This window comes from Pseudomonas sp. Snoq117.2, assembly GCF_900110545.1.
In the GTDB taxonomy this organism is placed as follows: domain Bacteria; phylum Pseudomonadota; class Gammaproteobacteria; order Pseudomonadales; family Pseudomonadaceae; genus Chryseomonas; species Chryseomonas benzopyrenica.
The window spans coordinates 164,473-188,097 of the sequence record NZ_FOED01000003.1; the positions used below are offsets into that span (position 1 = coordinate 164,473).

Annotated in this window: 25 protein-coding genes; 12 read left to right on the forward strand and 13 right to left on the reverse strand. The window is 66.7% G+C overall.

Going from position 1 to position 23,625, the window contains the following annotated elements:
• Nucleotides 1-14: 14 nt before the first annotated feature.
• Nucleotides 15-644 (forward strand): sarcosine oxidase subunit gamma, encoded by a 630-nt coding sequence (locus tag BMZ43_RS10185; RefSeq protein WP_059316708.1) that lies wholly within the window; start codon nucleotides 15-17, stop codon nucleotides 642-644.
• Nucleotides 645-742: 98 nt separating this feature from the next.
• Nucleotides 743-1,600 carry a formyltetrahydrofolate deformylase gene (gene purU, locus BMZ43_RS10190; protein WP_093253079.1) on the forward strand — a complete coding sequence of 286 codons (858 nt, stop codon included), beginning with the start codon at nucleotides 743-745 and terminating at the stop codon, nucleotides 1,598-1,600.
• A gap of 310 nt (nucleotides 1,601-1,910) precedes the next feature.
• On the opposite strand, the gene choV is transcribed toward purU, so the two are convergent.
• The 4 genes from choV to choX all read right to left on the reverse strand — a co-directional run bounded on the left by choV (nucleotide 1,911) and on the right by choX (nucleotide 6,256).
• Entirely contained in the window at nucleotides 1,911-3,143 is a 1,233-nt protein-coding gene (gene choV / locus BMZ43_RS10195; RefSeq protein ID WP_017639236.1) for a choline ABC transporter ATP-binding protein, read from the reverse strand.
• 3 nt (nucleotides 3,144-3,146) lie between these two features.
• The gene (gene choW, locus BMZ43_RS10200; RefSeq protein ID WP_017639237.1) at nucleotides 3,147-3,989 is read right to left on the reverse strand and encodes a choline ABC transporter permease subunit; all 843 of its coding nucleotides are present in this window, start codon (nucleotides 3,987-3,989) and stop codon (nucleotides 3,147-3,149) included.
• Nucleotides 3,990-4,105: 116 nt separating this feature from the next.
• Entirely contained in the window at nucleotides 4,106-5,044 is a 939-nt protein-coding gene (locus BMZ43_RS10205) for a choline ABC transporter substrate-binding protein (RefSeq protein ID WP_017639238.1), read from the reverse strand.
• Between the two features lie 273 nt (nucleotides 5,045-5,317).
• Nucleotides 5,318-6,256, reverse strand: a complete 939-nt coding sequence (gene choX, locus BMZ43_RS10210; protein ID WP_093253082.1) for a choline ABC transporter substrate-binding protein — start codon at nucleotides 6,254-6,256, stop codon at nucleotides 5,318-5,320.
• A gap of 465 nt (nucleotides 6,257-6,721) precedes the next feature.
• Here choX and BMZ43_RS10215 point away from each other — a divergent pair, with 465 nt between their 5' ends.
• Nucleotides 6,722-7,819, forward strand: a complete 1,098-nt coding sequence (locus BMZ43_RS10215) for a choline metabolism transcriptional regulator GbdR (protein WP_017639240.1) — start codon at nucleotides 6,722-6,724, stop codon at nucleotides 7,817-7,819.
• 15 nt (nucleotides 7,820-7,834) lie between these two features.
• Here BMZ43_RS10215 and BMZ43_RS10220 read toward each other — a convergent pair whose 3' ends face one another.
• The 3 genes from BMZ43_RS10220 to BMZ43_RS10230 all read right to left on the reverse strand — a co-directional run bounded on the left by BMZ43_RS10220 (nucleotide 7,835) and on the right by BMZ43_RS10230 (nucleotide 11,222).
• On the reverse strand, nucleotides 7,835-8,620 hold the full coding sequence (locus BMZ43_RS10220; protein ID WP_093253085.1) for an N-acetylmuramoyl-L-alanine amidase: 786 nt from the start codon (nucleotides 8,618-8,620) through the stop codon (nucleotides 7,835-7,837).
• A 25-nt stretch (nucleotides 8,621-8,645) separates the two neighbouring features.
• Nucleotides 8,646-10,415 (reverse strand): GGDEF domain-containing protein, encoded by a 1,770-nt coding sequence (locus BMZ43_RS10225; protein WP_093253088.1) that lies wholly within the window; start codon nucleotides 10,413-10,415, stop codon nucleotides 8,646-8,648.
• Nucleotides 10,416-10,592: 177 nt separating this feature from the next.
• The gene (locus tag BMZ43_RS10230; protein ID WP_017639243.1) at nucleotides 10,593-11,222 is read right to left on the reverse strand and encodes a thiol:disulfide interchange protein DsbA/DsbL; all 630 of its coding nucleotides are present in this window, start codon (nucleotides 11,220-11,222) and stop codon (nucleotides 10,593-10,595) included.
• A 201-nt stretch (nucleotides 11,223-11,423) separates the two neighbouring features.
• On the opposite strand from BMZ43_RS10230, the gene yihA reads away from it, so the two are divergent.
• Entirely contained in the window at nucleotides 11,424-12,062 is a 639-nt protein-coding gene (yihA, locus tag BMZ43_RS10235; protein WP_017639244.1) for a ribosome biogenesis GTP-binding protein YihA/YsxC, read from the forward strand.
• A gap of 189 nt (nucleotides 12,063-12,251) precedes the next feature.
• On the opposite strand, the gene argC is transcribed toward yihA, so the two are convergent.
• Complete coding sequence (argC, locus tag BMZ43_RS10240; RefSeq protein WP_017639245.1) at nucleotides 12,252-13,205, reverse strand: N-acetyl-gamma-glutamyl-phosphate reductase; 954 nt, start codon at nucleotides 13,203-13,205, stop codon at nucleotides 12,252-12,254.
• Between the two features lie 261 nt (nucleotides 13,206-13,466).
• Between argC and BMZ43_RS10245 the strand changes: the two genes are divergently transcribed.
• The 5 genes from BMZ43_RS10245 to BMZ43_RS10265 all read left to right on the forward strand — a co-directional run bounded on the left by BMZ43_RS10245 (nucleotide 13,467) and on the right by BMZ43_RS10265 (nucleotide 16,782).
• Nucleotides 13,467-13,676, forward strand: a complete 210-nt coding sequence (locus tag BMZ43_RS10245) for a DUF1127 domain-containing protein (RefSeq protein ID WP_064307700.1) — start codon at nucleotides 13,467-13,469, stop codon at nucleotides 13,674-13,676.
• 73 nt (nucleotides 13,677-13,749) lie between these two features.
• Nucleotides 13,750-14,070 carry a DUF2388 domain-containing protein gene (locus BMZ43_RS10250; protein ID WP_007160027.1) on the forward strand — a complete coding sequence of 107 codons (321 nt, stop codon included), beginning with the start codon at nucleotides 13,750-13,752 and terminating at the stop codon, nucleotides 14,068-14,070.
• A gap of 99 nt (nucleotides 14,071-14,169) precedes the next feature.
• Nucleotides 14,170-14,469, forward strand: a complete 300-nt coding sequence (locus BMZ43_RS10255; RefSeq protein WP_037006567.1) for a DUF2388 domain-containing protein — start codon at nucleotides 14,170-14,172, stop codon at nucleotides 14,467-14,469.
• A gap of 34 nt (nucleotides 14,470-14,503) precedes the next feature.
• Nucleotides 14,504-14,824, forward strand: a complete 321-nt coding sequence (locus BMZ43_RS10260) for a DUF2388 domain-containing protein (RefSeq protein WP_007160025.1) — start codon at nucleotides 14,504-14,506, stop codon at nucleotides 14,822-14,824.
• On the forward strand, nucleotides 14,821-16,782 hold the full coding sequence (locus BMZ43_RS10265; protein WP_093253092.1) for a DUF7844 domain-containing protein: 1,962 nt from the start codon (nucleotides 14,821-14,823) through the stop codon (nucleotides 16,780-16,782). Before BMZ43_RS10260 ends, BMZ43_RS10265 begins: the two co-directional genes overlap by 4 nt.
• A gap of 207 nt (nucleotides 16,783-16,989) precedes the next feature.
• Here the strand turns inward: BMZ43_RS10265 and BMZ43_RS10270 are convergent, their stop codons facing one another.
• Complete coding sequence (locus BMZ43_RS10270) at nucleotides 16,990-18,450, reverse strand: YdgA family protein (RefSeq protein ID WP_093253097.1); 1,461 nt, start codon at nucleotides 18,448-18,450, stop codon at nucleotides 16,990-16,992.
• A gap of 272 nt (nucleotides 18,451-18,722) precedes the next feature.
• Here BMZ43_RS10270 and BMZ43_RS10275 point away from each other — a divergent pair, with 272 nt between their 5' ends.
• Nucleotides 18,723-19,373 (forward strand): nucleoside/nucleotide kinase family protein, encoded by a 651-nt coding sequence (locus tag BMZ43_RS10275; RefSeq protein WP_064307703.1) that lies wholly within the window; start codon nucleotides 18,723-18,725, stop codon nucleotides 19,371-19,373.
• A gap of 31 nt (nucleotides 19,374-19,404) precedes the next feature.
• Here the strand turns inward: BMZ43_RS10275 and BMZ43_RS10280 are convergent, their stop codons facing one another.
• From BMZ43_RS10280 to BMZ43_RS10290, 3 genes are all read right to left on the reverse strand, one after another.
• Nucleotides 19,405-19,938 (reverse strand): DUF924 family protein, encoded by a 534-nt coding sequence (locus tag BMZ43_RS10280; protein ID WP_017639251.1) that lies wholly within the window; start codon nucleotides 19,936-19,938, stop codon nucleotides 19,405-19,407.
• Nucleotides 19,939-19,977: 39 nt separating this feature from the next.
• Nucleotides 19,978-20,736: an SDR family oxidoreductase gene (locus BMZ43_RS10285; protein WP_068384524.1), complete on the reverse strand. Its 759-nt coding sequence runs from the start codon at nucleotides 20,734-20,736 to the stop codon at nucleotides 19,978-19,980.
• Between the two features lie 161 nt (nucleotides 20,737-20,897).
• Entirely contained in the window at nucleotides 20,898-21,527 is a 630-nt protein-coding gene (locus BMZ43_RS10290) for a glutathione S-transferase (protein WP_093253100.1), read from the reverse strand.
• A 76-nt stretch (nucleotides 21,528-21,603) separates the two neighbouring features.
• Between BMZ43_RS10290 and BMZ43_RS10295 the strand changes: the two genes are divergently transcribed.
• Nucleotides 21,604-22,182, forward strand: coding sequence for a TetR/AcrR family transcriptional regulator (locus BMZ43_RS10295; protein ID WP_093253105.1), 579 nt, complete (start codon nucleotides 21,604-21,606; stop codon nucleotides 22,180-22,182).
• A 37-nt stretch (nucleotides 22,183-22,219) separates the two neighbouring features.
• Nucleotides 22,220-22,708, forward strand: a complete 489-nt coding sequence (locus BMZ43_RS10300) for a GNAT family N-acetyltransferase (protein WP_093253114.1) — start codon at nucleotides 22,220-22,222, stop codon at nucleotides 22,706-22,708.
• Here BMZ43_RS10300 and BMZ43_RS10305 read toward each other — a convergent pair.
• A complete protein-coding gene (locus tag BMZ43_RS10305; RefSeq protein WP_093253117.1) occupies nucleotides 22,705-23,601 on the reverse strand; it encodes an alpha/beta hydrolase in 897 nt (298 codons plus the stop codon). The genes BMZ43_RS10300 and BMZ43_RS10305 overlap by 4 nt on opposite strands.
• Nucleotides 23,602-23,625: the final 24 nt, after the last annotated feature.

A 23,625-nucleotide genomic window follows, 5' to 3' on the forward strand; every position in this document is an offset into this window, starting at 1 on the left:
GAGGATAGCGCCCCATGAACAACATCAATGTGTACGACCAATACTCCGCCAAGGCGCGCGCCGAATCCCCGCTGTTCCACGCCGAGCTGAGCAAGCTCGCCGGACGGGGCCCGGCCACCGCTGGGGTGACCCTGCGCGAGCGGGCCCTGCTGGGGCACCTGGTGCTGCGTGGCGACGCCCATGACGAAGGCTTCACCGGCGCCGTGCAGAGCGTGGTCGGCCTGGAAGTGCCCGGTCCGCTGGCGATCACCCAGAAAGGCGAGAGCTCGCTGCAGTGGCTCGGCCCGGACGAATGGCTGCTGGTCGTGCCCGGTGGCAGCGAATTCGCCACCGAGCAGGCGCTGCGCCAAGCCCTAGGCGAGCGCCACGTCGCCATCGTCAACGTCGGTGGCGGCCAGACGCTGGTCGAACTCAAGGGACCTAAGGTGCGTGAAGTGCTGATGAAGTCCACGTCCTACGATGTCCATCCGGACAACTTCCCGGTAGGCAAGGCCGTGGGGACGGTATTCGCCAAGTCCCAGCTGATCATCCGCCACACCGCGGAGGACACCTGGGAACTGGTGGTACGCCGGAGCTTCGCCGACTACGTCTGGCTATGGCTGCAGGACGCGAGTGCCGAGTACGGACTGCGCATCGAGGCCTGACCGGTCGCTGCGTTCAGACGCTCCATCGAACCCGACCTGCGTTGCGCGCAGGTCGGGTTTTGTGATTCTGGCTTCATCTCCATGCAAAGGAATTCATCATGAGCCGCACGCCCGATACCTGGATTCTCACCGCCCAGAGCCCGAGTCGCCTCGGCACCGTGGACGTGGTCACGCGCTATCTCTTCGAGCAGGGCTGCTATGTCACCCAGCACCACAGTTTTGATGATCGCGAAGCCCAGCGCTTCTTCATCCGGGTGGAATTCCAGGTGCCCGGCGATTTCAACGAAGGCCTGTTCCGCGTCGGCCTCGACCTGCGCTTCACCCCCTTCGACATGACCTTCGAGCTGACCCCGCCAGGCTATAGAGCCAAGGTCGCCATCATGGTCTCCAAGGCCGACCACTGCCTCAACGACCTGCTCTATCGCCAGCGCATCGGCCAATTGCCCATGGACGTGGTGGCGGTGATCTCCAACCACCCGGACCTAGAACCCCTGGCGGCCTGGCACGGCATTCCCTATCACCATTTCCCCCTGGATCCTCAGGACAAGCCGGCCCAGGAAGCTCGGGTCTGGCAGGTGCTGCAGGAGACTGGCGCCGAGTTGGTGATCCTCGCCCGCTACATGCAGGTGCTGTCGCCGGAACTCTGCCGCCGCCTCGACGGCTGGGCGATCAACATCCACCACTCCCTGCTGCCCGGCTTCAAGGGCGCGCGGCCCTATCATCAGGCCTATGCCAAGGGCGTCAAGCTGGTGGGCGCCACCGCGCACTACATCAACAACGACCTCGACGAAGGCCCCATCATCGCCCAGGGCGTCGAGTCCGTGGACCACGCCCACTATGCCGAAGACCTGGTGGCCCGCGGCCGTGACATCGAGTGCCTGACCCTGGCCCGTGCGGTGGGTTATCACTTGGAACGCCGCGTCTTCCTCAACGCCGGGCGGACGGTGGTGCTCTAACCCTTCTCGCTACCCATCCCGGCAGGCTGCGAGATCGCCAAGGCGTTCGCAGCCTGCCTGTCCTGCGCCACCTCGATCATTTTTCTATCGGCACGGCGGTACCCATCAGGCGCTGCCCGGAGACGTGCGTGCGTCCTTTGGCCGTGCTAGGCGAACAGGGTCAGGCTGGGCGACGGCCAGGGATGGAGGTGTAGCTCGGGATGAGGAGAGGTGTCGGGTAAGCGCGCCGTGGATGGTGCTGCCGGCGGTGGAGCAGGAGGGCGGTGCGCACCCGCCTCCGTAGGGGAGAGGCGGGTGGCGGGGCAGGCGGTCAGCCGGCCTGGGACAGGGTCGAGCGGACCGCAGGCGGGGCGACGTCTTCGCCGGCCTTTTCCAGATTCTTGCCCAGCAGGGCGTGGTAGAGCTCCTTGTCACCGAGGATGCCCACGGCGCGGCCTTCGGTCTCCAGCACCAGCTTGTGCCCGGTGTGGTAGCGGATCTCCAGGGCATCGCGCATGCGGATGTCGGCCGGTGCCAGGGTCGGTTGGCGTTGCAGGCTGGTGACCGGCATGCCCGGGGTCCAGCGTTGCAGGGCCAGGCTCTCGCCGCCACGGCGCAGGGCCTTGACCGTCTGGTTTTCCAGGGCCAGCCAGATGTCGTGGCTGCGCTCCAGGCAGATCTCGTTGCCCTCGCGGCCGCACTTGTCCAGGCCACGCATCAGGCTGTAGCCGCTGAGCACGTTGAGCGGATTGGTGTGGGCGACGAAGGTGCGCACGTATTCGTCCGCCGGATTGAGCACGATGTCTTCGGGGCGGCCGTGCTGGATGATGCGGCCGTCCTTCATGATGGCGATGTTGGTGCCGATCTTGAGGGCTTCGTCCAAATCATGACTGACGAAGACGATGGTCTTGTTGACCTTGGCCTGCAGCTGCAGCAATTCGTCCTGCAGTTGTTGGCGGATCAGCGGATCGAGGGCGGAGAAGGGCTCGTCCATCAGCAGGATGTCGGCGTCCATGGCCAGGGCGCGGGCCAGGCCGACGCGTTGCTGCATGCCGCCGGACAGGGAATCGGGCTTCTTGTTGCGCCACTGGGTCAGGCCGACCAGCTCCAGCTTCTCGTCGACCAGCTTCTTGCGCTCGGCGGCCGAGCGGCCCTGCATCTCCAGGCCGAAGCCGACGTTCTCGGCCACGGTCAGCCAGGGCATCAGGGCGAACTTCTGGAACACCATGGCGATGCGGGTGGTGCGCATGTCCTTGAGCACGGCGGGCGAGCAGTTGGCGATGTCCACCTCGGCGCCCTGATGCTCGATCAGCAGCTTGCCGCGACTCACGGTGTTGAGGCCATTGATGCAGCGCAGCAGGCTGGACTTGCCCGAGCCGGACAGGCCCATCAGCACGCAGATCTCGCCCTTCTGGACCTCCAGGCAGGCGTCCTCGACGCCCAGTACCTGGCCAGTCTCCTGGAGGATCTCGCTGCGACCCTTGCCCTGGTCGAGCAGCTCCAGGGCGCGCTTGTTCTGCTTGCCGAAGATGACGTCGACGTGTTCGAAACGTATGGCGGTCATGACTTATTTAACCTCGCGTGGGGCGGGTTGCTTGCACACCCGGTCGAGCAGGATGGCGATCAGGACGATGGACAGGCCGGCTTCGAAGCCCAGGGCGATGTCCGCGGTGTTGAGGGCGTTCACCACCGGCTTGCCGAGGCCATCGGCGCCCACCAGGGCGGCGATCACCACCATGGACAGCGACAGCATGATGCACTGGGTGATGCCGGCGCCGATGCTGGGCATGGCGTGGGGCAGTTCGATGCGGGTCAGCAGCTGCCAGCGCGAGCAGCCGAAGGCCTTGCCGGCGTCCATCAGCTCGGCGGGAACGTCCTGGATGCCCAGGCAGGTCAGGCGGATCGGCGCGGCCACGGCGAAGACCACCGTGGAGATCAGCCCGGGCACCACGCCCAGGCCGAACAGGGTCAGGGTCGGAATCAGATAGACGAAGGTAGGGACCGTCTGCATCAGGTCCAGGACCGGGCGCAGGCCGGTGTAGAACCAGGGTTTGTGCGCGGCGATGATACCCAGCGGCACGCCGACGGCGATGCACACCAGGGTGGCGAAGACCACCTGGGCCAGGGTTTCCATGGTTTCCTGCCAGTACCCCAGGTTGAGGATCAGCAGCAGGGAGATGAGGGCGAAGATCACCAGGCCGATGCTGCGTTGCAGCAGATAGATCCCTACCGCGACCAGGGCGATGAAGGCCAGCGGGTGGAACCACATCAGTCCGGCGGTGAGGCCGTGGATGAGGCCGGACAGCACATCGGAGATCTTGTCGAAGACGCTGGCGCCATGCAGCGTCAGCCAGTCGATGAAATCGGCGATCTGCTGGCCGAGAGGGAGCTTGTGGTCGGTGATTAACATAACGGTGCCCGTCAGGTAGGAGTGGACAGGTCGAAGCACGATAACCGCTGATTCGTGCTTCGGCTGTGGCAGTACCCGCCCGAACTGGCGCGGGACAGTCGAATGTTAGTGTTCGATCAGGGGGCCAGGGCGGTCTTCGCCGCCTCCAGCGCAGGCTTGCCATCGCGGGTGGTCACGCCGGCCAGCCACTGGTCGAGCACCTGCGGATGCGCCTTGAGCCAGGCCTTGGCGGCGGCGCTCGCGGCTTGTTTTTCGTTGAGCACCTTGTCCATCAGCTGGTTTTCCATGTCCAGGGTAAAGGACAGGTTGGTCAGCAGCTTGCCCACGTTGGGGCATTCCTGGACGTAGCCCTTGCGCACGTTGGTGTAGATGGTGGCGCCGCCGTAGTTGGGGCCGAAGACGTCGTCGCCGCCCTGGAGATAGGCCATCTTGAAGCGGGTGTTCATCGGGTGGGGTTCCCAGCCGAGGAAGACCACCCACTGCTGGCGCCGCTCGGCGCGCTGGATCTGCGACAGCATCCCGGCCTCGCTGGACTCCACCAGCTTGAACTTGCCCAGGTCGAAGGTGTTCTTGTCGATCATGCCCTGGATCAGGCGATTGCCATCGTTGCCCGGCTCGATGCCGTAGATCTTGCCGTCGAACTTGTCGGCGTTCTTGGCGATGTCGGCAAAGCTCTTGACCCCGGCGTCATAGACATACTGGGGCACCGCCAGGGTGTACTTGGCACCTTCCAGGTTGGCGCGCACGGTCTCGACGCTGCCGTTGTCGGCATAGGGCTTGATGTCAGCCGCCATGCTGGGCATCCAGTTGCCGAGGAAGACGTCGATGTCCTTGTTCTGCAAGGATTTGTAGGTGACCGGTACGGAGATCATGTTGGTCGTGGTCTGGTAGCCGAGGGCGTGCAGCACCTCGCTGGTCACGGCCGTGGTCACGGTGATGTCGGTCCAGCCGACGTCAGCAAAGCGCACCTTGGCACAGGAAGCCGGTTCGGCTGCCTGAACAGCGAGTGGCGCCAGCAGAGCGGCACTCAAGAGCCAACGGGAACAACCTTTCATGGACACATCTCCTTGCGTTTGGCGGGGTACCTTTCGGTGCGCCCCACGTGTATTTATCTGTAACCCATCCCCCCAGGCTCGCCTACCGCCTGCGTCGCTACCAGTGTACGCGGCGTCGCAACCAGAAGCGGAAATGTCGTATCCAGCACGAGCCCCGGGACAGGTCCGCGCCCAGGGCGGCGTGGCCGCGCGAGGCGGCGGCGCGAGCGCACATGCCCCTTGCGGCGAGCCGCTGCCCAGAGGGGTTTGATAGCCATCGCACAGGCCCGCGACTCAGTTGGCCAGGCTGGCCTTCACCGCGACGTTGCCCGGCGCACCGCTGCGGGTGGCGACGCCCTTGAGCCAGGCGTCGAGGCGTTCGGGATTGCGCTTAAGCCAGTTGCGCACGGCGCGGCGCGGATTGTCCTTTTCGTTGAGCACCCGATCCATCAGCTGGTTCTCCATGTCCAGGGAAAACTCCAGGTTGCCCAGCAGCCGGGCCACGTTGGGGCACTGCTGGGCGTAGCCCTTGCGCACCACCGTGTAGACCGTCGCCCCACCCTGATTGGGTCCGAAGTAGTCGTCGCCGCCGTCCAGGTAGGCCAGCTTGTGCCGGACGTTCATCGGATGGGGTTCCCAGCCGAGAAAGACGATCCATTGCTGGTCCAGCAGCTCCTTCATCCGCACCTGGGTCAGCATGCCCTGCTCGCTGGATTCGTCGAGCCTGAAGTCGCCCAGGCCGAAGGCGTTGCTGGCGATCATCTTCTTGACCAGGGCATTGCCGTCGTTGCCGGGCTCGATGCCGTAGATAGTGCGGTCGAAACGCTCGGCGAAGCGGGCGATGTCGGCGAAGTTCTTGACCCCAGCCTCGTAGACATACTGGGGCACCGCCAGGGTGTAGCGAGCGCCCTCCAGATTGGCGTGCAGGCGTTCGACCGCTCCTGCGTCGACCATGGGCTGGCTGAGCTTGGCCTGCGCCGGCATCCAGTTGCCGAGGAAGACATCGGCCTCGCCTGCGGCTAGGGCGTCGTAGGTCTGCGGCAGGGACAGGCGCAGCACCTCGGTCTCGTAACCGAGGGCGCTGAGCAGATAGCGGGTCATGGCGTTGGTGATATTGAGATCCGACCAGCCGACATCGGCCAGGCGCACCTGCTGGCAACTTTCGGCCTCGCCCGCCTGCACGGTCGAGCTCAGCAACAGACCGGACAACCACAGCGCTTGGGAGATTTTCATCCTGAACTCCAGGGAATCGCGAAGGGAAGGACCCTGGCCACTGCACGTACCGGTCCGTCTGGCCCTGGTATTGGTGGCTTTTCGCCACGAGTGGCCAGAAGGGCGACCAACGGTCGTTGGCCTGAACTACAACCGTGCCAACTGAGTCGCCATGCCACATTTTGGCGCGCATCGGTTACGTCCTGGTGTTACCGATGGGATACCTCTGGCGAAGTGCTATCTCCCAGAGGTCGGTCTCAGACCCGAAAGGTCGCAATTAAAAACCCTATCTAATCAACGCCATTGACCGCTGCTTAATGGATTATTCGCCCCAGACAGCCTGCCTGCAGCGGGGTTCACCCATTTTCGGCATGGGAATTGCGACATGACTTATGCGTCCGCGACACATCTTTCGCCCAACGTTGTCCGCCGCACCTCATTAGAGCCCAGCAAAGGGCCCCAGCCTGCGTGAAGGAGATTCAAACCATGTCGCCCATTCCCACCTCGTCACAGGCCCGTGCGATCCAGTCCATCGGCTTTCTGCTGCTGGACAACTTCACACTTATCTCCCTGGCGTCGGTGGTGGAGCCGCTGCGCATGGCCAACCAGCTGTCGGGACGCGAACTCTATCGCTGGTGCACCCTGAGTCTGGACGGCCGTCCGGTGCGGGCGAGCGACGGCTTGCAGATCACTCCGGACAGTGCCGTCAGCGCCGCCCCGGCAATGGACATGGTGATCGTCTGCGGCGGCGTGGGCATCCAGCGCAGCGTGTCGCGCGAGCATTGCACCTGGCTGCAGAGCCAGGCGCGCCAGGGCCGCAAGCTGGGCGCGGTCTGTACCGGCAGCTGGGCCCTGGCCCGTGCCGGTCTGCTCGACGGCTACGACTGCAGCGTGCACTGGGAAACCCTGGCGGCCCTGCAGGAAGCCTATCCGCGCGTGGTGCTCAGCACCCGTCTGTTCACCATCGACCGCAACCGCTGCACCGCCTCGGGCGGTACCGCGCCGATGGACATGATGCTGCACCTGATCGGCCGCGAGCATGGTCGCGAGCTGTCGGCGGCGATCTCGGAGATGTTCATCTACGAGCGCATCCGCAACGAGCAGGATCACCAGCGCGTCCCGCTCAAGCACATGCTGGGTACCAACCAGCCCAAGCTGCAGGAGATCGTGGCGCTGATGGAGGCCAATCTCGAAGAGCCCATCGACCTCGACGAGCTGGCGGTCTATGTGGATGTGTCCCGGCGCCAGCTGGAGCGCCTGTTCCAGAAGTACCTGCACTGCTCGCCGTCGCGCTACTACCTCAAGCTGCGGCTGATCCGCGCCCGGCAGCTGCTCAAGCAGACCACCCTGTCGATCATCGAGGTGGCCTCGGTGTGCGGCTTCGTCTCCACCCCGCACTTCTCCAAGTGCTACCGCGAATACTTCGGCATCCCGCCGCGCGACGAGCGCCAGGGTCCGACCATCCAGCAGCCCATCGCCCTGATGCCGCTGTCCCAGGAGCTGTCGCTGATGCCGGCCTCGTCCGCACTGGCGGCCCTGAGTCAGGCCCAGGGCGAATCCACCTTCGCCAGCGTGCGGCTGTAGGTCGCCTCGGCCGGCCTAGCGACCGCTGGGCAGGCTGAGCAGCAATGCCGCCGTCTGCAGATCCGGCTGGCCGTCGAAACGGCCGGGCCGGTACTTCATCTGGAAGGCACCGATGACATCGCGGGTGGCCGCATCGAGCACGCCGGTGCGCGGCACCGCATAACCGATCCGCGCCAGCTGATCCTGGAACCAGGCCGGAGGCGGCAGCACGCCGCCCAGGCTGGCCTGGCGCTGGGTGACCACGTTCTGATTCGGCCAGTTGATCAGCCCCGCCGCGGCCAGGCGCGCCCAGGGAAACAGCGGACCCGGATCCTGCTTGCGTCCCGGGGCGATGTCGCTGTGTCCGACGATGGCGCGGCGATCCAGGCCGTGGCGTTGTTCGATGTCCTTGAGCAGCGGAATCAGCGCCTGGATCTGGGCTTCGCTGAAGGGATACCACTGGCGTCCGGCCGGGGTGTCGCGAAAGCCCAGGTTGACCATCTCGATGCCGATGGAGGTGGAATTGAGCCAGGTGCGGCCTTCCCATTCGCTGACGCCGGCATGCCAGGCGCGGCGATTCTCATCCACCAGACGGTAGATGGTGCCATCGGTGTCGATCAGGTAGTGGGCGCTGACGCCGGCCTGGGTCAGCAGCTTGAGCGACTGCTGGGAGCCCGCTGCGGTGTAGTGCAGCACGATGTACTGCACCCGGCTGTCCTGGTCGCGGGCGGTGTAGTCGTCGTTGATGCGCAGACCGCTGGAGCAGCCGGCCAGGAGCAGGCCGCAGAGCAGCCAGGGGAGGAGCTTGAAGGGATTTCGCACGATTACCTCGCGAACGGCGGAAGGGTCAGGCCACGTCCAGGCGATCGCGTCCGGCGCGCTTGGCGCGGTAGAGCGCCTGGTCGGCACGTTCGAATACGGTATCGGCATCCTCGCCCGGCGCAAAGGCGGCAAGACCAGCGGACAGAGTGATCACCACCCGCTCGCCCTTGAAATGGAAGGGGCAGGCGGCGACGGCGGCGCGTAGCTGCTCGATCAGGGTCACCCCGCCGGCGACCGGCGTGGCGCTCAACAGCACGACGAACTCCTCGCCGCCGAAGCGGGCGATGAAGTCGGTCTTGCGCAGGCGGCGCTGCAATTCGCTGGCGATGATCTTGAGCACCTTGTCGCCGGCCAGGTGACCGTAGCCATCGTTGATGCGCTTGAACAGATCGACATCGAGCACCGCCAGCAGCAGGTCGCCGCCATGGCGTTGCCAGCGGGCCACCTCCAGTTCCAGGCGTTCGCTCCAGGCGGCACGATTGGGCAGCCCGGTGAGGGGGTCGCAAAGGGCCTTCTGTCGCTGTTCTTCGAGATGGCCGCGATACTGCTGTGCCTCGCGCTCCATGCCGGCGACGCGCTCGGTGAGGGCGTTGAATCGCTCGCTGGCTTCCTGCTCGCGGGTCTCGCGCTGGCTCTGCTGCTCGGCCAGGCTGGTCAGCAGGCCTTCCAGTCGGCTGTCGAGGGACAGTTTGAGACTGTCCAGGTCGGTGGCCTCCTGGACCTCGTTCTGCAGTTCGTTGACCTGACCGCGCAGGGCCTCGCCAAAGGCCCGCTCCTGGGTCTGGCCGTCCTGACGCTGGTCGTGGACGTGTTGCAGACCGGTCTGGAAGGCGGCGAGGCGTTCGTTGAGGCGGCGCAGATAGAGCTGGAATTCGCTCTGCCCGGAATGGTTGAGGGCCAGCACCAGTACCGACAGGTCGTCGAGCACCGGTACCAGTTCGTACCAGTTCAGACTGCCCTGGATGCGCTGGCGCAGGTGCTCGGCCTGGGGCTTGTGGCTGTCGGGCAGCGCCAGGTCGTCGAGCAGGCGCAAAAGGGTAGCTTCCAGATGCGGGGCGATGGCGCTGTAGCCGGGCTCGGGCACCGGTGGTAGGGCATAGGCCGGATCGGCCGGCGCAAGCGAAGCATCGCCGCTGATTTCGACGGCAGCGGCTGGCGGACTGGCCAGCGCTGGCGGTTCGGACGTTTCCGCCGGCTCGGCCTGGGCGAGAGGCGCAGCGGTGTCGGGCATTTGCGCCGGTAGCGCCGCTGGCGCCTCTTCCGCATGCTCGCCTCGTCCTCCCAGCAGGCGCTGCAGGAAGCCGGGACGGGCGGGCTGCTCGGGGTGCAGCTGGCTCAGGGCCTGTTGCTGCAGGCGGCTGAACTCGCCGAGCAGCGCGGGCAGCTCGCTTGGCTGGCCGGCAGCGGCCTGGGCGCGCTTGGCGAAACCCTTGAGCGCCTTGCGCTGGTCACGCGGCAACTCCAGGGTCTGCAGCAGCCGGCAGAGTTCGGCAAAGGCCTCGGTTACCTGCCGCGCACGCAATTCCCGGCGCTGCTCGGAATCGAGCACGGTGCGCTCCAGGCGCGGAATCAGCTTGGCGAGATCGGCGTCGCTGTCGTCCCGGCGGAGAATGTCGCGCAATTCGACCAGGCAGGCGTCCACCGCCGCGTCGTTGCCTTCGGCGGCTAGACTGCTGCGCACGAGGCCACGACGCACCAGGTCCAGGCGGTTTTCCCACCGGCTTTCCAGGCGTTCGAGATTCTCGAGGCTCTCCAGGTATTTGTTTTTCCAGCGTTCGACGTCCGCGCGCTCCATCCGCCCGCTCCAAAGGCTTGAGGGTGGCCAGCAGGCAGGCACGACGGGGCGCCCAACCAACTTGACAGTGGCTAGGGTATCGGCGGTTTCGGGGAAAGTTTGAGCAGGACGACCAGAGGCCGCTTGGGCGGGACGAACTGAGGAGCCGCCGCCGCAGGACGCGGCGGCGGATGAAGCTTACTTGGCGGCGCGTTCTTTCTGGATCAGGAAGTCGGCGACCTTCAGGGTTTCGTCCGGACCACCCGAGGAGCCCAGGTCGAAGCGATACTTGCCGTTGACCACCATGGTCGGTACGCCGGTGATCTGATATGCCATGGCCAGTTTCTTGTCCTTTTCCACCTGACCCTTCACGGCGAAGGAGTTGTAGGTGCTGAGGAACTTGTCGCGATCCACGCCCTGGGTGGCGAGGAAGTCGGCCATCTCTTCGGGTGTGGCGAGCTTCTTGTGCTCCTTGTGGATGGCGGCGAAGACGGCGTCGTGCACCTTGGCTTCCACGCCCATGGCTTCCAGGGTCACGAACAGCTGACCATGGACGTTCCAGACGCCACCGAACATGGCCGGCACGCGCTTGAAGGTGACGTCGTCGGGCAGCTTCTTGGACCAGGCGTTGAGGGTGGGCTCGAAGGCGTAGCAGTGCGGGCAGCCGTACCAGAACAGCTCAACCACTTCGATCTTGCCGGGTTCGGACACCGGAACCGGACTGCTCAGTTCGGTGTACTGCTTGCCGGCCTGGATGTCGTCGGCATGGGCGGCCGCGCCGAACAGACTGGCGGCGGCGAACACGGCGGAGAAAAGCAGGTTGCGCATGGGACTACTCCTGGAAGAAAGCACGCCCACCAACCGGGCATGACGGATTGCGGGCATTGTAGCCGGGTGCATCGCCGCGCCTAGTCGCTGACGCGGTCGAGGCCGGCCATGTTCAGGCTTCGTTCAGGTTGCCAGGAGCGCGGTCCTCGCCCAGCGCATCCGATATACTGCTGGCTTTGCCGCGCGCTCGCGAGTACCCCCATGTCCAGCTTCAAGAATCCCATCGTCGGTCTGTGCCAGCAGGCGTCCTTTCTCATCAGCGCCGCCAAGGTCGATCAGTGCCCGCTCGACAGCGGTCTGGAAGTGGCCTTCGCTGGCCGCTCCAACGCCGGCAAGTCCAGTGCGCTCAACACCCTGACCCACGCCAACCTGGCGCGCACCTCGAAGACGCCGGGACGCACCCAGCTGCTCAACTTCTTCACCCTCGACGAGGAGCGGCGCCTGGTGGACCTGCCCGGCTATGGCTACGCCAAGGTGCCGATCCCGCTCAAGCAGCACTGGCAGGAGCACCTAGAGGCCTATCTGAGCAGCCGCAATTCGCTCAGCGGCGTGGTGCTGATGATGGATATCCGCCATCCGCTGACCGAATTCGACCGCCTGATGCTGGACTGGGCCCAGGCCAGTTCCATGCCGCTGCACATCCTGTTGACCAAGGCCGACAAGCTGGCCTTCGGCGCGCAGAAGAACGCCCTGCTCAAGGTGCAGCGCGAGGTGCGCCAGGGCTGGGGCGATACCGCCAGCATCCAGCTGTTCTCGGCGCCCAAGCGCCAGGGGATAGAGGATGCCCAGCGCGTGCTGGCCAGTTGGCTGGGTCTCGACGAGCCCGCCGCCGAGGCATAAAAAAACTCCGGACTTCCATCGGGGGAGGGGAGAAGTCCGGAGTTCAAGACTGGACCGCCACAGCAGGGGTCCAGCATCTGCCAACACTAAACAGCAAAGGAGCAGAACGGTTATCCGAACCGTTCAGCAATTCAGACGGGGCGCCTCGAGAAAGGTTCGCCCCGCCCGTGCAGAAAGCCAGCGCCCTGACTAGCGGCCGCTGGCGAGCCCCAGACCCTCGTCGGCGCCCAGGTGCACGTTCATGCACTGAACCGCAGCGCCCGCGGCGCCCTTGCCCAGATTGTCCAGGCGCGCCACCAGCGTCATCCGCTCGGCATTGCCATAGACGAAGAGGTCGGCGCGGTTGGTGTCGTTGCTGGCCTGGACGTCGAAGAAGCCATTGTCCAACTCCTCCTCGGCAGCTACCGGCGCCACCCGAATGAAGGCTTCGCCGTCATAGTGACGGGCCAGCGCCGCCTGCAGGTCGGCCGCGCTGGTGCCCGGGCGCAGCTGGCTGGCGTGCAGCGGGATGGTCACCGCCAGGCCCTTGAGGAAGGGGCCGACGATGGGGCTGAACACCGGCGCGGCGGCCAGACCGCTCTGCACGCGCATTTCCGGCAGGTGCTTGTGGCCCTGGCCCATGGCATAGGGACGCGGACTCAGCAGGCGCGCCTCGCCGCCGGCTTCGTAGGCGGCGATCATCTGCTTGCCGCCACCGCTGTAACCGGTCAGGGAAAAGGCCGACAGTGGGGTGTCCGGGGCCAGCAGACCGGCATCTACCAGCGGCCGGGCCAGCAGGATGAAGGCAGTGGCGTGGCAGCCGGGGTTGGCGATGCGCTTGCTGGCGCGTAGCGCCTCGCGCTGACCGGGGGCCAGCTCGGGCAGGCCGTAGGTCCAGCCGCTGTCGGTACGGAAGGCGGTGCTGGCGTCGATGATGCAGGTGTTGGGATTGGTCACCAGGCTCACCGCTTCGCGGGAGGCGGCATCGGGCAGGCAGAGAAAGGCCACATCGGCGGCATTGAGGAAGCGCGCGCGCTCGGCCGGGTCCTTGCGCTTGCTCTCGTCGATGCGCAGCAGTTCGATGTCCGAACGGCCGGTCAGGTAGTCCAGCAGACGCAGGCCGGTGGTGCCTTCCTGGCCGTCGACGAAAACTTTGAAGCTCATGGCGGTGCCTCTCGCGAATGGGCGCTGAAAGGGTCGATTGTAGCGACTCGGGCAGATCAGGCATACGCCGCAGGGCGGGGATACAGCCGTGTGCCTTCCAACCAGCGCAGTCCGCCGTGCTAGAGCGGTCCGGACAGGAGCGACAGGTACAGATTAAAAATTTTTAATTTTGTACGGATACAGTGTCGCGTAGCTGTAAGTGGTTCGCTCCGGTGCCAGCGGCGAAGCTGAGACTCCTCTGCCACCTCGCTGGATCTCGCCATGGATCGCTTATCGCCCGGTATCGCCCTTGCCCGTTTCGTCATTCACCGGCGTGGATTACGCCACCTGTGCGAGCTGCTCGTCCGCTGGCGATCGCGGGTCCAGAGCCGACGGCAACTGCAGCAACTGGACAGCCGCGCCCTGGCCGATCTGGGACTGAATCTCGCGGATCAGTACCGCGAAGGCGGCAAGCCCTTCTGGCGGGAGTGAAAATCTGCGCCGAGGTGCGACTTCCTCCGGCTGACGGTAGTCTCAGTCAAGCCTATCCAGACGGGAGTCCCCCATGAAAACCCTGCACCTGGGCGCCGCCGCGGCGCTGTTCTGCCTGTCCACCGCCGCCTCGGCGTCGAGTTTCTATGTCACCACCGACATCATCGTCAACGCCATCGACGCGACGTCCGACACCACCTCGTCCATCACCGGCTCCTTCAAGAACGACAAGCTGGTCCAGGAAGCCCGTGACGATGCGGCCACCTACGTTGGCAGCGCCGGCGACATCCGTGGCGTACGCCTGGAAGCGGCGCTGGACCACCTGCGCAGCCAGGCGCCCGAACTGCGTCAGGCCAGTGATGACCAGCTGGCCCAGGCGATTCTCGCCATCTGACGCGCAACACCGCGATACCCCCGTACCCCGTGGCTGCTAGCCCGGAACGGGGGGCTGCGTTAGCCTTGGCGACCATCTGCCACCGGAGGGTCGTCATCCATGCATATCCGTCGTTCTGCCGCGCTGTTGCTCGGCCTCTGTCTCGCCACGCCGGTCCTGGCGTTCGACTCCACCACCGAGGGTCTGGTCAAGACCATCTACGGCACCAGCCAGCTCACCACCGGCCCCTTCCAGAACAAGCTGGTCCTGGCGGCCCGTGACGATGCCGCGGCCTTCGTCGCCACCGACGGTGCCCTGCGCGGTGCCCAGTTGGAAGAAACCTTGAGAGCCCTGCGTGCGGCCGATCCGGCGCTGCACGCCTCCGACCGGGAACTCGCCCAGGCGATTCTGAGTCAGTAGTCCGTTTCAATTCCGTGACATCCCTGGAGTATCCATGCGCCGTTCCCTGCTTATCGCCGCTGCCCTGACCCTGGGCGTTTCGAGCCTGGCTCAGGCCCAGACCCTGGTGGCCACCAGTAACATCGTGGTGCGGGCGCTGCAGCGCAGCATCGACTTCACCTCCGACACCACCACCTCCATCCGCGACGCCAAGATGATCCAGGCCGCGCGTGGCGATGCCGCCAGCTTCGTCGCCACCGACGGCGACATCCGTGGCGTGCAGCTGGAAGAGGCCTTCCGCAGTCTGCGCGACCAGTTCCCGGCCGCGCGCCAGGCCAACGACCTGCAGCTGGCCCAGGCCATCCTGGCGCTGTGAAGAACCGCGCCGGCCGGCTGCGGCAGTGGCTGGCCGGCCTTGCGGCCGGCCTGGCCCTTGGCGGGGCCCAGGCCGCCCTGCACCTCGAACTCGATACCCAGGGCCTGACGCCCGCGCAGATCCAGGCCACCCAGCAGCTGCTGGCTGAAGCCCAGGCGCTGCTGCCACCCAAATTCAAGGCGGCGCTGGACGAGCGCATTCCGGTGCGCTGGAGCAGCGAGCTGCTGGAAGAAGCCTATGGCGAGGCGGATCGGCGCAACCTGCTGCTCAATCGCCGCCTGCTGCCCAGTCTGGTGGACGGCAGCGACACCCGCATCCAGACCGGTCGCCCCCATGGCACCCAGCACCGCGAACTGCTGGCCACGGTGCTGCACGAGCTGACCCACTTCTATGACCGCGAGCGCATCTGGACGCCCGCGCAGCGCCAGCTGATCCTCTCCTGCGGCGGCCTGGGGCTGACCTCCGACCAGCTGCCGCTGAAATGCCAGGGCCAGGCCGGGCGCAGCTACACCCTGTCCGACGATCCGCGGCTGCTGGACCTGGCCGGTTGGCAGGTGAAGACGCGCAAGCATGGCAATCGCGAGTCCAAGAACCTCTTCATCGCCCGCAGTCCCGATCTCTATGAAGTCACCAACCCGAAGGAATTCTTGGCGGTGAACCTGGAGTACTTCCTGCTCGACCCGAGCTACGCCTGCCGGCGGCCGGCGCTGCAGCGCTACTTCGCCGAGCACTTCGGCTGGTCGCCGGCGCACGATGCCTGTCCGGGGCGCTATCCCTATCTCAACGCCGGCAACGACTTCGGCGAGGCGCCCCTGGGTTGGCTCGATCCGGAGCGGGTCTATGCGGTCGACTACCTGCTGGCCGAGGGCAACGAGAAGGTCATGAGCCGCTGGGGCCACAGCATGCTGCGCCTGGTGGTCTGCGCCCCCGGTCGGCCACGCGGCCCGGATTGCCGGCTGGACCTGCAATACCACCTGGTGCTGTCGTTCCGGGCCTTCGTCAACGACGTCCAGCTCTCCAGCTGGCGTGGCCTGACCGGCTCCTACCCCTCGCGGCTGTTCGTGCTGCCGCTGGCCCAGGTGGTGGACGAGTACACCAAGGTGGAGCTGCGAGGCCTGCAATCGGTCCCGCTCAAGCTGACCCGCCCGGAGATCGCCGACTTTCTCGAACGGACCGCCCAGGTGCACTGGAGCTATGACGGCCAGTACTACTTCGTCACCAACAACTGCGCGGTGGAAACCTTCAAGCTCCTGCACGACGGGGTACCGCGCCTGGCCGCTGCCCAGCTCGATGTCATCACCCCCACCGGGCTGATGGATGCGCTCAGGTTCAAGGATCTGGTGGACACCTCGGTGTTGGACGATCCGCGCGAGGCGCTGCGGCTGGGCTATCGCTTCGACAGCTTCCGCGAGCGCTTCCAGGCGATGTTCAAGGTGGCCAGGGAGCGCCTGAACCTGCCCCAGGCGGACGTCGAGGCCTGGCTGGCGCTGACCCCGCAGCAGCGCCGCGAGCAATTCCAGCGCGCCGATCTGCGCGCCAGCGCCGCCTTGCTGCTGCTGGAGCAGGCGGCCTATCGCCGGGCGCTGCTGCAGGCGCAGACCGAGCTCAAGGATCGCTACCTGGGTCAGGATGCGCTGGACAAGGCGCGCTTCGGCAAGGCCGGTGGCGCCCTGGAGCAGATCCTCAAGGACAGCGGCTACCTGAGCCGCCCCGCCGAGCTGCTGGGCACCGACGGCTACGGCCTGCCGCAACCAGGCGAGTGGGAACAGCTGACCGCCGAGAGCCAGAAGCGCCAGGCGCACCTGCGCAGCCTCAGAGACACCCTCAACAACGAGGTCCGCCAGCTGCTCTCGCCAGAGGCCCGCGACGGCCTGGACCTGACCGAAGCCAACCTGGACCTGCTCGGCAAGCACCTGCGCGAGCTGAACAAGGCCAGTGGCGGGTTGGAGTTGAAGTAGAGCGGTTGGGGCCTGTTGGGCTTCGCGTAGCTCAACCCAACCTACGGAGCCTGCGTAGGTTGGGTTGAGACGGCTTTATCGTCGAAGCCCAACGGCCAGCGGTGACGAGCATCGTTGGGCTTCGCCTTGCTCAACCCAACCTACGAGACCCTAGGTAGGTTGGGTTGAGGCAGCTCTATCGCCGAAGTCCAACAGCCCAAACATTCACTAGCGCTGCGGCGCCTTGCCCTGGGGTTTGGCAGGTGCCGCGGGTTGCGGGCGCTTCAGCAGGGCCAGCAGCTGTTCCGGCGGTACCTCCTGGCCGTTGAGCATCAGCCGCCCGGCGCTATAACTCAGGGTGGCCACCAGATCCTCGCCTTCGGCCTTGAGCAGGCCGCTGTTCAGGCCGATGCCGGCCAGGGCTTCGGCGGTGGCCTGGGCCTGCTGCTGCATGGCCGGCTGGGTGCGCTGGGCGCCCGTCTGGAACAGGACGCCATCCACCAGGCTGCCCCGCGCCACCGACAGGCGCGCATCGAGACCGGCCAGCAGTTGGGCCGCGAGTTGCTCGGGCGGCAGATCGTAGGTCGCCGGCTTGGCCAGGGTCAGGTCCAGGCGCAGGTGGTTGCTGCCGCCGGGGGTATCGAAGCGCAGGTCATCCACTACCAGTTGGGGGCGCGCGGCGAGCACATCGCCGAGGTGCTGCTGCAGGGTCGCCTGGGTGGTGGGATCGAGACCCTGCTCGGTATCCAGCTGCAGGTGCTGCAGCAGGGCGTTGAGCTGGGCCAGGGCCTGGCTGTCGAGATTGCTGTAGTGACTGCTCAGACTCGCCTTGCCCAGGGTCTGGCCGGCGATGTCGAGTCGACCGAGGCTGGCATTAAGCGTCCCCGCCAGCTGCTGGCCCTGTTGTTGGGTGTCGCCCTGGAGCTGCAGGTCCCGCAGCTCCACCGCGGGCTTGCCGGGCATGGCCAGCAGCAGGCGCCCCAGGCGCAGCTGACCCGGGCCCAGCCAGAAGCCATCGGCATTGCGGCGGTTGTCGCCGGTCAGCCCGAAACCTTCGGTCTCCAGCTTGGCCCAGCCATCCGGCGTGCGCACATTGAGGCTGAATTGGCCGACCGTGCTGTCCAGACGCAGTCGGCTGGCCTCCATGTCAGTGTGGAAGGTGGCGTTCAGACCGGAGAAGGCCACCGCGCCCTGGGGCTGGTCCAAGTGCAGGGCGGCCAGGGTCAGGCCGCCGTCCACCGCACGGTCGTAGCCCAGGGTGGCGTCGAGCTGCACGGGTTCGGCGCCCTTGGCCAGGGTGAAGAGATCGGCCGTGAGCGGCGTACGCGCCAGGGTAAAGCGGTTGACCGCCATGACCGGCGCCAGCTGCAGGGACTTGAGGCGGGTCAGGGGGAAGGGACCGTGCTGGATGTCGTCGAGCACCCGCAGTACCTCCACGGGCGGCCGATCCTCGGCCTGTACGGTCAGACTGAAGGTGGCGGTGCTGCTGAAGACACCGCGTTGCAGCTCGACCAGCTGCAGCTGCAAGGGGTACTCGGGCAGTTGCGCCTGCAAGGCTACCTGGGCCTGGCTCGCGACCTGGCGCAATTCGCCCTCCAGCCGGGTGCCGGTGTACCAGGCGCCGCCCACGGCAGTGCCGACGGCGACCAGGGCCACACCGGCGAGGGTGGTGAGTAATGGTTTCTTCATGGCGACCAAATCCCTTTGTATAAGGCACACAGCGGCTTGCGGCAGATTGGAAGCGGAGTGTACGAGAGCGCCGGGTGGATGCCGAGGGGGCGCAGCGGTGATCCGCTCGTATGGCTGCAGACTGTGATGGCTTTCCGGCGGCGTCGGCGCCGAGTCGACGACCGCGGCGGTGGGTGCTAGCGTGCCGCGATCCCCACTGCCGGAACCTCCGCCATGACCGTTTTCCCGTGCCTGCCTGCCGTTTCCATCCGTTCACTGCCGGAGGTGCCGGCATGAGCAGTCAGCGTCCGGTCGATGGCCTGCAACTTCCCGCCGAACTCCTGGCTCGCGCCGAGGCGCTACTGGCCCAGGGTGGACGTCGCCTGCTGGGCATCGCGGGCACTCCGGGCGCGGGCAAGTCGACCGTGGCCGAGTTGCTGGCGGCGGCGCTCGGCGCGCGCGCCGTGGTGGTGCCCATGGACGGCTATCACCTGGCCAATCGCGAGCTGGCGCGTCTGGATCGCGCGCAACGCAAGGGCGCGCCGGACACCTTCGATGCACGCGGCTATCGCGCCCTGCTGCAGCGGCTGAAGACGCCGGTGGCCGGGGAGACCGTCTATGCGCCGCTGTTCAATCGCGAGATCGAAGAGCCCATCGCCAATGCCATCCCGGTCCCCGCCGAGACCCAGCTGGTGATCAGCGAGGGCAACTACTTGCTGCTGACCCAGGCGCCCTGGAGCGATGTCGCCGAGGTGTTCGACGAGTGCTGGTACGTGCGCGTCGATCCCGCGGAGCGTCGCGAGCGGCTGGTCGCCCGCCACATGCATTTCGGCCGCAGCCGCGCGGACGCTGAGGCCTGGGTGGAAAGCACCGACGAGCCCAATGCGCGACTGATCGACGGCGATAGAGCCCGGGCGGATCTGGTAGTGGAGTGGCGGGGCTGAGGCAGCCTGTCTCGGCGGCCAGAAGAAACGGCTAGAAACCGCCGCCAGCATCCAGCCAGGCCTGTTCCTCCGGCGTATTGAGCCGCCCCAGCGCCCGGTTGCGGTGCGGGAAGCGACCGAAGCGAGCGATCACCTCCAAGTGGGCCTCGGCATAGCGCCGGTAGTGCTCGATGCCCAGGGCCTCGAACAAGGCGAGCGAACGCTGCTGATCGGCCAGGGCTTCGGAGTGTTCGAACGGCAGATAGAAAAAGGCGCGCAACTCGGCTTCGACCTGCTGATCCAGACCGGCGTCGATCGCCTGGCGCGCGTGCCTCAAGGCCAGGCCGTCGGTGGCGAAGGCGTGGCCGCTATGACGATAGATATTGCGCGGGATCTGATCGAGCAGCAGGCACAGGGCCAGGGCGCCTTCGGCGCCGGTGGCCCAGCCGTCCAGTTCCCCGCGGCTGGCGGCCAGATGCGCGGCCTCGAAGCGAGTGCGGCACTCGGCGTCGAAGGCAGGGCCGCCGTTGAACCACTGGCGTCGGCCGGCGGCGCGCCAGAAGGAGACGACTTCGGTTGGATTCATTTCCTGCTCCCTGTCTGATCGGGTTCCACGTGGAACCCCTCAGCCCCGACCCACATAGGGCATCTTGGTCGCCATCACCGTCAGCGTCTGAACGTTGGCGTCCAGTGGCAGGCTGGCCATGTAGCGGACGGCGTCGGCGACGTGTTTGACGTCCATGCGCGGTTCCACGGCAGTGCTGCCGTCGGCCTGGAGCACGCCACTCGCCATGCGCTCGGTCATCTCGGTGGCGGCGTTGCCGATGTCGATCTGGCCGCAGGCGATATCGAAGGCGCGACCGTCCAGAGCCAGGGCCTTGGTCAGACCGGCCACGGCGTGCTTGGTGGCGGTGTAGGGCGCGCTGAAGGGCCTGGGCGTGTGCGCCGAAATGGAGCCGTTATTGATGATGCGCCCGCCACGCGGCGACTGCGCGCGCATCAGGGCGAAGGCGGCGCGGCTGCAGAGGAAGACGCCGGTGAGGTTGGTATTGACCGCCCGGTGCCAGGCGTCCAGCTCCAGTTCGTCGATGGGCACCGCCGGGGCGCCGACGCCGGCATTGTTGAACAGCAGGTCGAGACGGCCATAGGTGTCGCGGATGCGGGCGAACAGGGCCTCGACGCTGGCGGCATCGGTGACATCGCAGGGTACCGCCAGGGCTTCGCCGCCCTGTTGCCGGGCCTCTTCGGCGAGGGCCTCCAGGGGTTCGGCGCGACGGGCTGCCAGGACCACGCGGAAGCCGTCCGCGAGCAGGCCGAGGGCGACGGCGCGGCCGATGCCCTGGGAGGCACCGGTGACGAGGGCGATGGGACGAGCGGTGGTCATGGGGCGGTCCTTGGCGGCGAGGGGAGCTTCCAAGGCTAGCAGGTGAGGAGGGAGGGTGGGTGAGCCTCGCCCTCACCCTGGCCCTCTCCCGGGGGAGAGGGGATCGTTGCGGTGTGTTGGGGGGGAAGAGGTCACCGGTAGCTCCAGTGGCTCCTATGGGCTCAGCGCAGCTTGAAGTCGGTCGCCACCAGGATCGCCTGGCCGGAGGGTCGCGCGCGCAGGCGGTCGAGATAGGCGGCGAGGCGGGGCCAGCTCGCCTGCCAGCGGAGTTCCGGCAGGGGCTCCAGGTAGTCCAGCATGGGCGCCAGCAGGGCGTCGGGCAGGCTGAACTCGGCGCCGCAGAGAAAGCGCCGGTCGCCCAGCTGGCGATCGAGCGCGCCCAGGGTCGCGTCGACGGCGGCCAGGGCGCGCTGCTGCTCTTCCGGCGTGCGGAAGGGTTCGGGTCGTGGCCCGGCGATCCGCAGCAGATAGCGGCGGACCAGATGGGTATCCACGGTGGTCAGCAGGGCGCTGCTCCAGGCGTCCTGCTCCGGATTGCCGCCGCGCTCCGGCGCGAGCCGACGATCGAGATGGCGGCAGATGGCGAGGGTCTCGAAGATCCGTTGCTCGCCATCGAGCAGCACCGGCACCTGGCCGAAGGGATGTAGCGCCAGGTGGGCCTCGCTGCGCCAGGCGATGGCCTGGCCGGCGGGGGCGAGGCCACAGGGCAGGTCCAGGCAGCGCTCCAGAGCATGGAGGCGCACGCTGCGCACCAGGGTGCTGAAGGCGGGACCGAAGAGATAGGGCGTCATGCTGCAGGCTCCTTGCAAAGAAGGCTGCATGCTGGCAAAGGAGACCTTATGTTCAAGAACATAATCTGGAGCAACCATGGCCTGGCCCCTTGATCAGCGCGTGCAGACCCGCCAGCGCATCCTCGAAAGCGCCGCCCGCCTGTTCGCCCTCCGGGGCTTCGATGCGGTCGGACTCGATGACCTGATGGCCGATGCCGGTCTCACCCGCGGCGCTTTCTATCACCACTTCCGCACCAAGACCGAGGTCTATGACCAGGCCATCGCCCATGCCGCCCAGGTCGGCAGCGCCCGGCTCGACAGTCTCGGCGGCTCAGGCCTCGGCCAGCTGGTCGAGCATTACCTGAGTCGCGAGCATGCCGAGGGCGATTCGCTGCGCTGTCCGCTGGCCTTTCTGGCGGCCGATGTCACCCATCGGGAGGCCGCCATCCGTGGCAGCTATATGCACTTCTTCGCGCGCTTCGTCAGCCGGCTGGAACGGGATCTGTCGGGGCCCCCGGCGCAGCGGCGCGCCCGGGCGCTGCAGCTGGCCACCACCCTGATCGGTGGCGTGGCGCTGGACGACGAGGGCCTGGCCGAGGAGTTGCTGGCGGCCTGTCGCCAGGGCGGTCAGGGACTGCTGGAAGAGGGCGATGATTTGGCAGCGGCAGCCGGCTAGGCGACACTGGCGACTCTTTCGTCCACCGGAGTCACCCATGCAGATTCGCTCCTTCGTAGCCGCCGATTTCGACCAGGTCTGGCCGCTGATCCAGCAGGTCGCCCAGGCCCGGGAGACCTACGCCTACGACCCGGACATGAGCCGCGACGACGCCTGGCGACTATGGGTGGAATTGCCCCGGGCAACCTTCGTCGCCGAACGCGATGGCCAGATTCTCGGCAGCTACTACCTCAAGGCCAATGCCATGGGCCCGGGCGATCACGTCTGCAATTGCGGCTACATGGTCGCTCCCGCCGCCCGTGGCCAGGGCGTGGCCGGTGCTCTCTGCGAGCACTCCGTGCAGGTGGCTCGCGAACTGGGCTTCCAGGCCATGCAATTCAACTCGGTGGTGGCCAGTAACCAGGTGGCGGTGCGGCTCTGGCAGAAACACGGCTTCGAGATCGTCGGTACCCTACCCAGGGCCTATCGCCATGCCAGCCTGGGGCTGGTGGATTGCCTGGTGATGTATCGCTGGCTGGCGGACTAGCGCCACTCGCTCAGCACGGCTTTCAGCGAGGCCGGCAGCATGGGTCCGTGGCCCAGGCCTGCGAGCACCTCGTAGCGCACCTGGATGCCGGGTATCTGCCCGAGGCGGTCGGCCAGGCGCCGGGTGGCATCGGCAGGGACCTCGCTCTGGAAGTGCGCAGGCAGTTCGCGTTCGGCGCCGCCCTGCAGCAGCACCAGGCGGGCTGGATGGGTCTTGAAGCGCGCCTTCAATTGCTCGTCATCTTGCGGCAGCACGGTAGGGCTCCACCACAGCGAGGGGCTCACGGCGTAGCCCTGGGCGAAGGCGTCGGGGCGGGTGAGCAGGGCGTGGAGGACGAACAGCCCGCCCAGGGAGTGACCCCAGAGCGCGCGCTGGCGGGGATCCAGCGGCACCTGACGGCCAACTGCCGGTTCCAGGCGGTCCAGCAGCCAGGCGAGAAAGACGTCGGCGCCACCGGTGGCCATCTCGCGAAAGCGTTCGCTGGTAGGCGCCGACGGCGTGTAATCGTAGGCCCGGCCAGGGCCGTCGATGCGCTTGCCGCCCACATAGCCCACCGCGACCAGCACGGGCGGATGGGGCCGTTTGGCCAGGGTATCGAGCAACTCGGCGTTCAGGCCGCCCAGGGCGGCGTTGCCGTCGAGCAGGTAGAGCACCGGATAGCCGGCGGCCGGTGCCGGGGTGGCGGGTCGGGCGATCCATACCTGGTAGTGGCGGGCGCCGTCGACGGAATCCAGCTGGAGTTCGCTGAAGGCATAGCCGTGGCCTGGCTGCTGGAGCACCTGGGCATCCATGGGCTGATCGATGGGACGGGCCTGGCCGGGAGCGGCGAGGGCGAGCAGCAGCGGCAGGGCCAGCCAGGCGCTCTGACGGGCGAAACGGGACGAAAGCGGCATCAGCGAACAAGACTCATTTCCAGT

What these genes read in the sequence shown, in the direction of transcription:
- BMZ43_RS10230 (WP_017639243.1), bottom strand. Translation starts at nt 11,222, where the DNA reads ATGCGCAACCTGCTTTTCTCCGCCGTGTTCGCCGCCGCCAGTCTGTTC.
- BMZ43_RS10285 (WP_068384524.1), bottom strand. Translation starts at nt 20,736, where the DNA reads ATGACCACCGCTCGTCCCATCGCCCTCGTCACCGGTGCCTCCCAGGGC.
- yihA (WP_017639244.1), top strand. Translation starts at nt 11,424, where the DNA reads ATGTCCAGCTTCAAGAATCCCATCGTCGGTCTGTGCCAGCAGGCGTCC.
- BMZ43_RS10290 (WP_093253100.1), bottom strand. Translation starts at nt 21,527, where the DNA reads ATGACGCCCTATCTCTTCGGTCCCGCCTTCAGCACCCTGGTGCGCAGC.
- choX (WP_093253082.1), bottom strand. Translation starts at nt 6,256, where the DNA reads ATGAAAATCTCCCAAGCGCTGTGGTTGTCCGGTCTGTTGCTGAGCTCG.
- purU (WP_093253079.1), top strand. Translation starts at nt 743, where the DNA reads ATGAGCCGCACGCCCGATACCTGGATTCTCACCGCCCAGAGCCCGAGT.
- BMZ43_RS10245 (WP_064307700.1), top strand. Translation starts at nt 13,467, where the DNA reads ATGGATCGCTTATCGCCCGGTATCGCCCTTGCCCGTTTCGTCATTCAC.
- BMZ43_RS10205 (WP_017639238.1), bottom strand. Translation starts at nt 5,044, where the DNA reads ATGAAAGGTTGTTCCCGTTGGCTCTTGAGTGCCGCTCTGCTGGCGCCA.
- BMZ43_RS10280 (WP_017639251.1), bottom strand. Translation starts at nt 19,938, where the DNA reads ATGAATCCAACCGAAGTCGTCTCCTTCTGGCGCGCCGCCGGCCGACGC.
- BMZ43_RS10215 (WP_017639240.1), top strand. Translation starts at nt 6,722, where the DNA reads ATGTCGCCCATTCCCACCTCGTCACAGGCCCGTGCGATCCAGTCCATC.
- BMZ43_RS10185 (WP_059316708.1), top strand. Translation starts at nt 15, where the DNA reads ATGAACAACATCAATGTGTACGACCAATACTCCGCCAAGGCGCGCGCC.
- BMZ43_RS10275 (WP_064307703.1), top strand. Translation starts at nt 18,723, where the DNA reads ATGAGCAGTCAGCGTCCGGTCGATGGCCTGCAACTTCCCGCCGAACTC.
- BMZ43_RS10305 (WP_093253117.1), bottom strand. Translation starts at nt 23,601, where the DNA reads ATGCCGCTTTCGTCCCGTTTCGCCCGTCAGAGCGCCTGGCTGGCCCTG.
- choV (WP_017639236.1), bottom strand. Translation starts at nt 3,143, where the DNA reads ATGACCGCCATACGTTTCGAACACGTCGACGTCATCTTCGGCAAGCAG.
- argC (WP_017639245.1), bottom strand. Translation starts at nt 13,205, where the DNA reads ATGAGCTTCAAAGTTTTCGTCGACGGCCAGGAAGGCACCACCGGCCTG.
- BMZ43_RS10255 (WP_037006567.1), top strand. Translation starts at nt 14,170, where the DNA reads ATGCATATCCGTCGTTCTGCCGCGCTGTTGCTCGGCCTCTGTCTCGCC.
- BMZ43_RS10270 (WP_093253097.1), bottom strand. Translation starts at nt 18,450, where the DNA reads ATGAAGAAACCATTACTCACCACCCTCGCCGGTGTGGCCCTGGTCGCC.
- BMZ43_RS10300 (WP_093253114.1), top strand. Translation starts at nt 22,220, where the DNA reads ATGCAGATTCGCTCCTTCGTAGCCGCCGATTTCGACCAGGTCTGGCCG.
- BMZ43_RS10250 (WP_007160027.1), top strand. Translation starts at nt 13,750, where the DNA reads ATGAAAACCCTGCACCTGGGCGCCGCCGCGGCGCTGTTCTGCCTGTCC.
- BMZ43_RS10225 (WP_093253088.1), bottom strand. Translation starts at nt 10,415, where the DNA reads ATGGAGCGCGCGGACGTCGAACGCTGGAAAAACAAATACCTGGAGAGC.
- BMZ43_RS10295 (WP_093253105.1), top strand. Translation starts at nt 21,604, where the DNA reads ATGGCCTGGCCCCTTGATCAGCGCGTGCAGACCCGCCAGCGCATCCTC.
- choW (WP_017639237.1), bottom strand. Translation starts at nt 3,989, where the DNA reads ATGTTAATCACCGACCACAAGCTCCCTCTCGGCCAGCAGATCGCCGAT.
- BMZ43_RS10260 (WP_007160025.1), top strand. Translation starts at nt 14,504, where the DNA reads ATGCGCCGTTCCCTGCTTATCGCCGCTGCCCTGACCCTGGGCGTTTCG.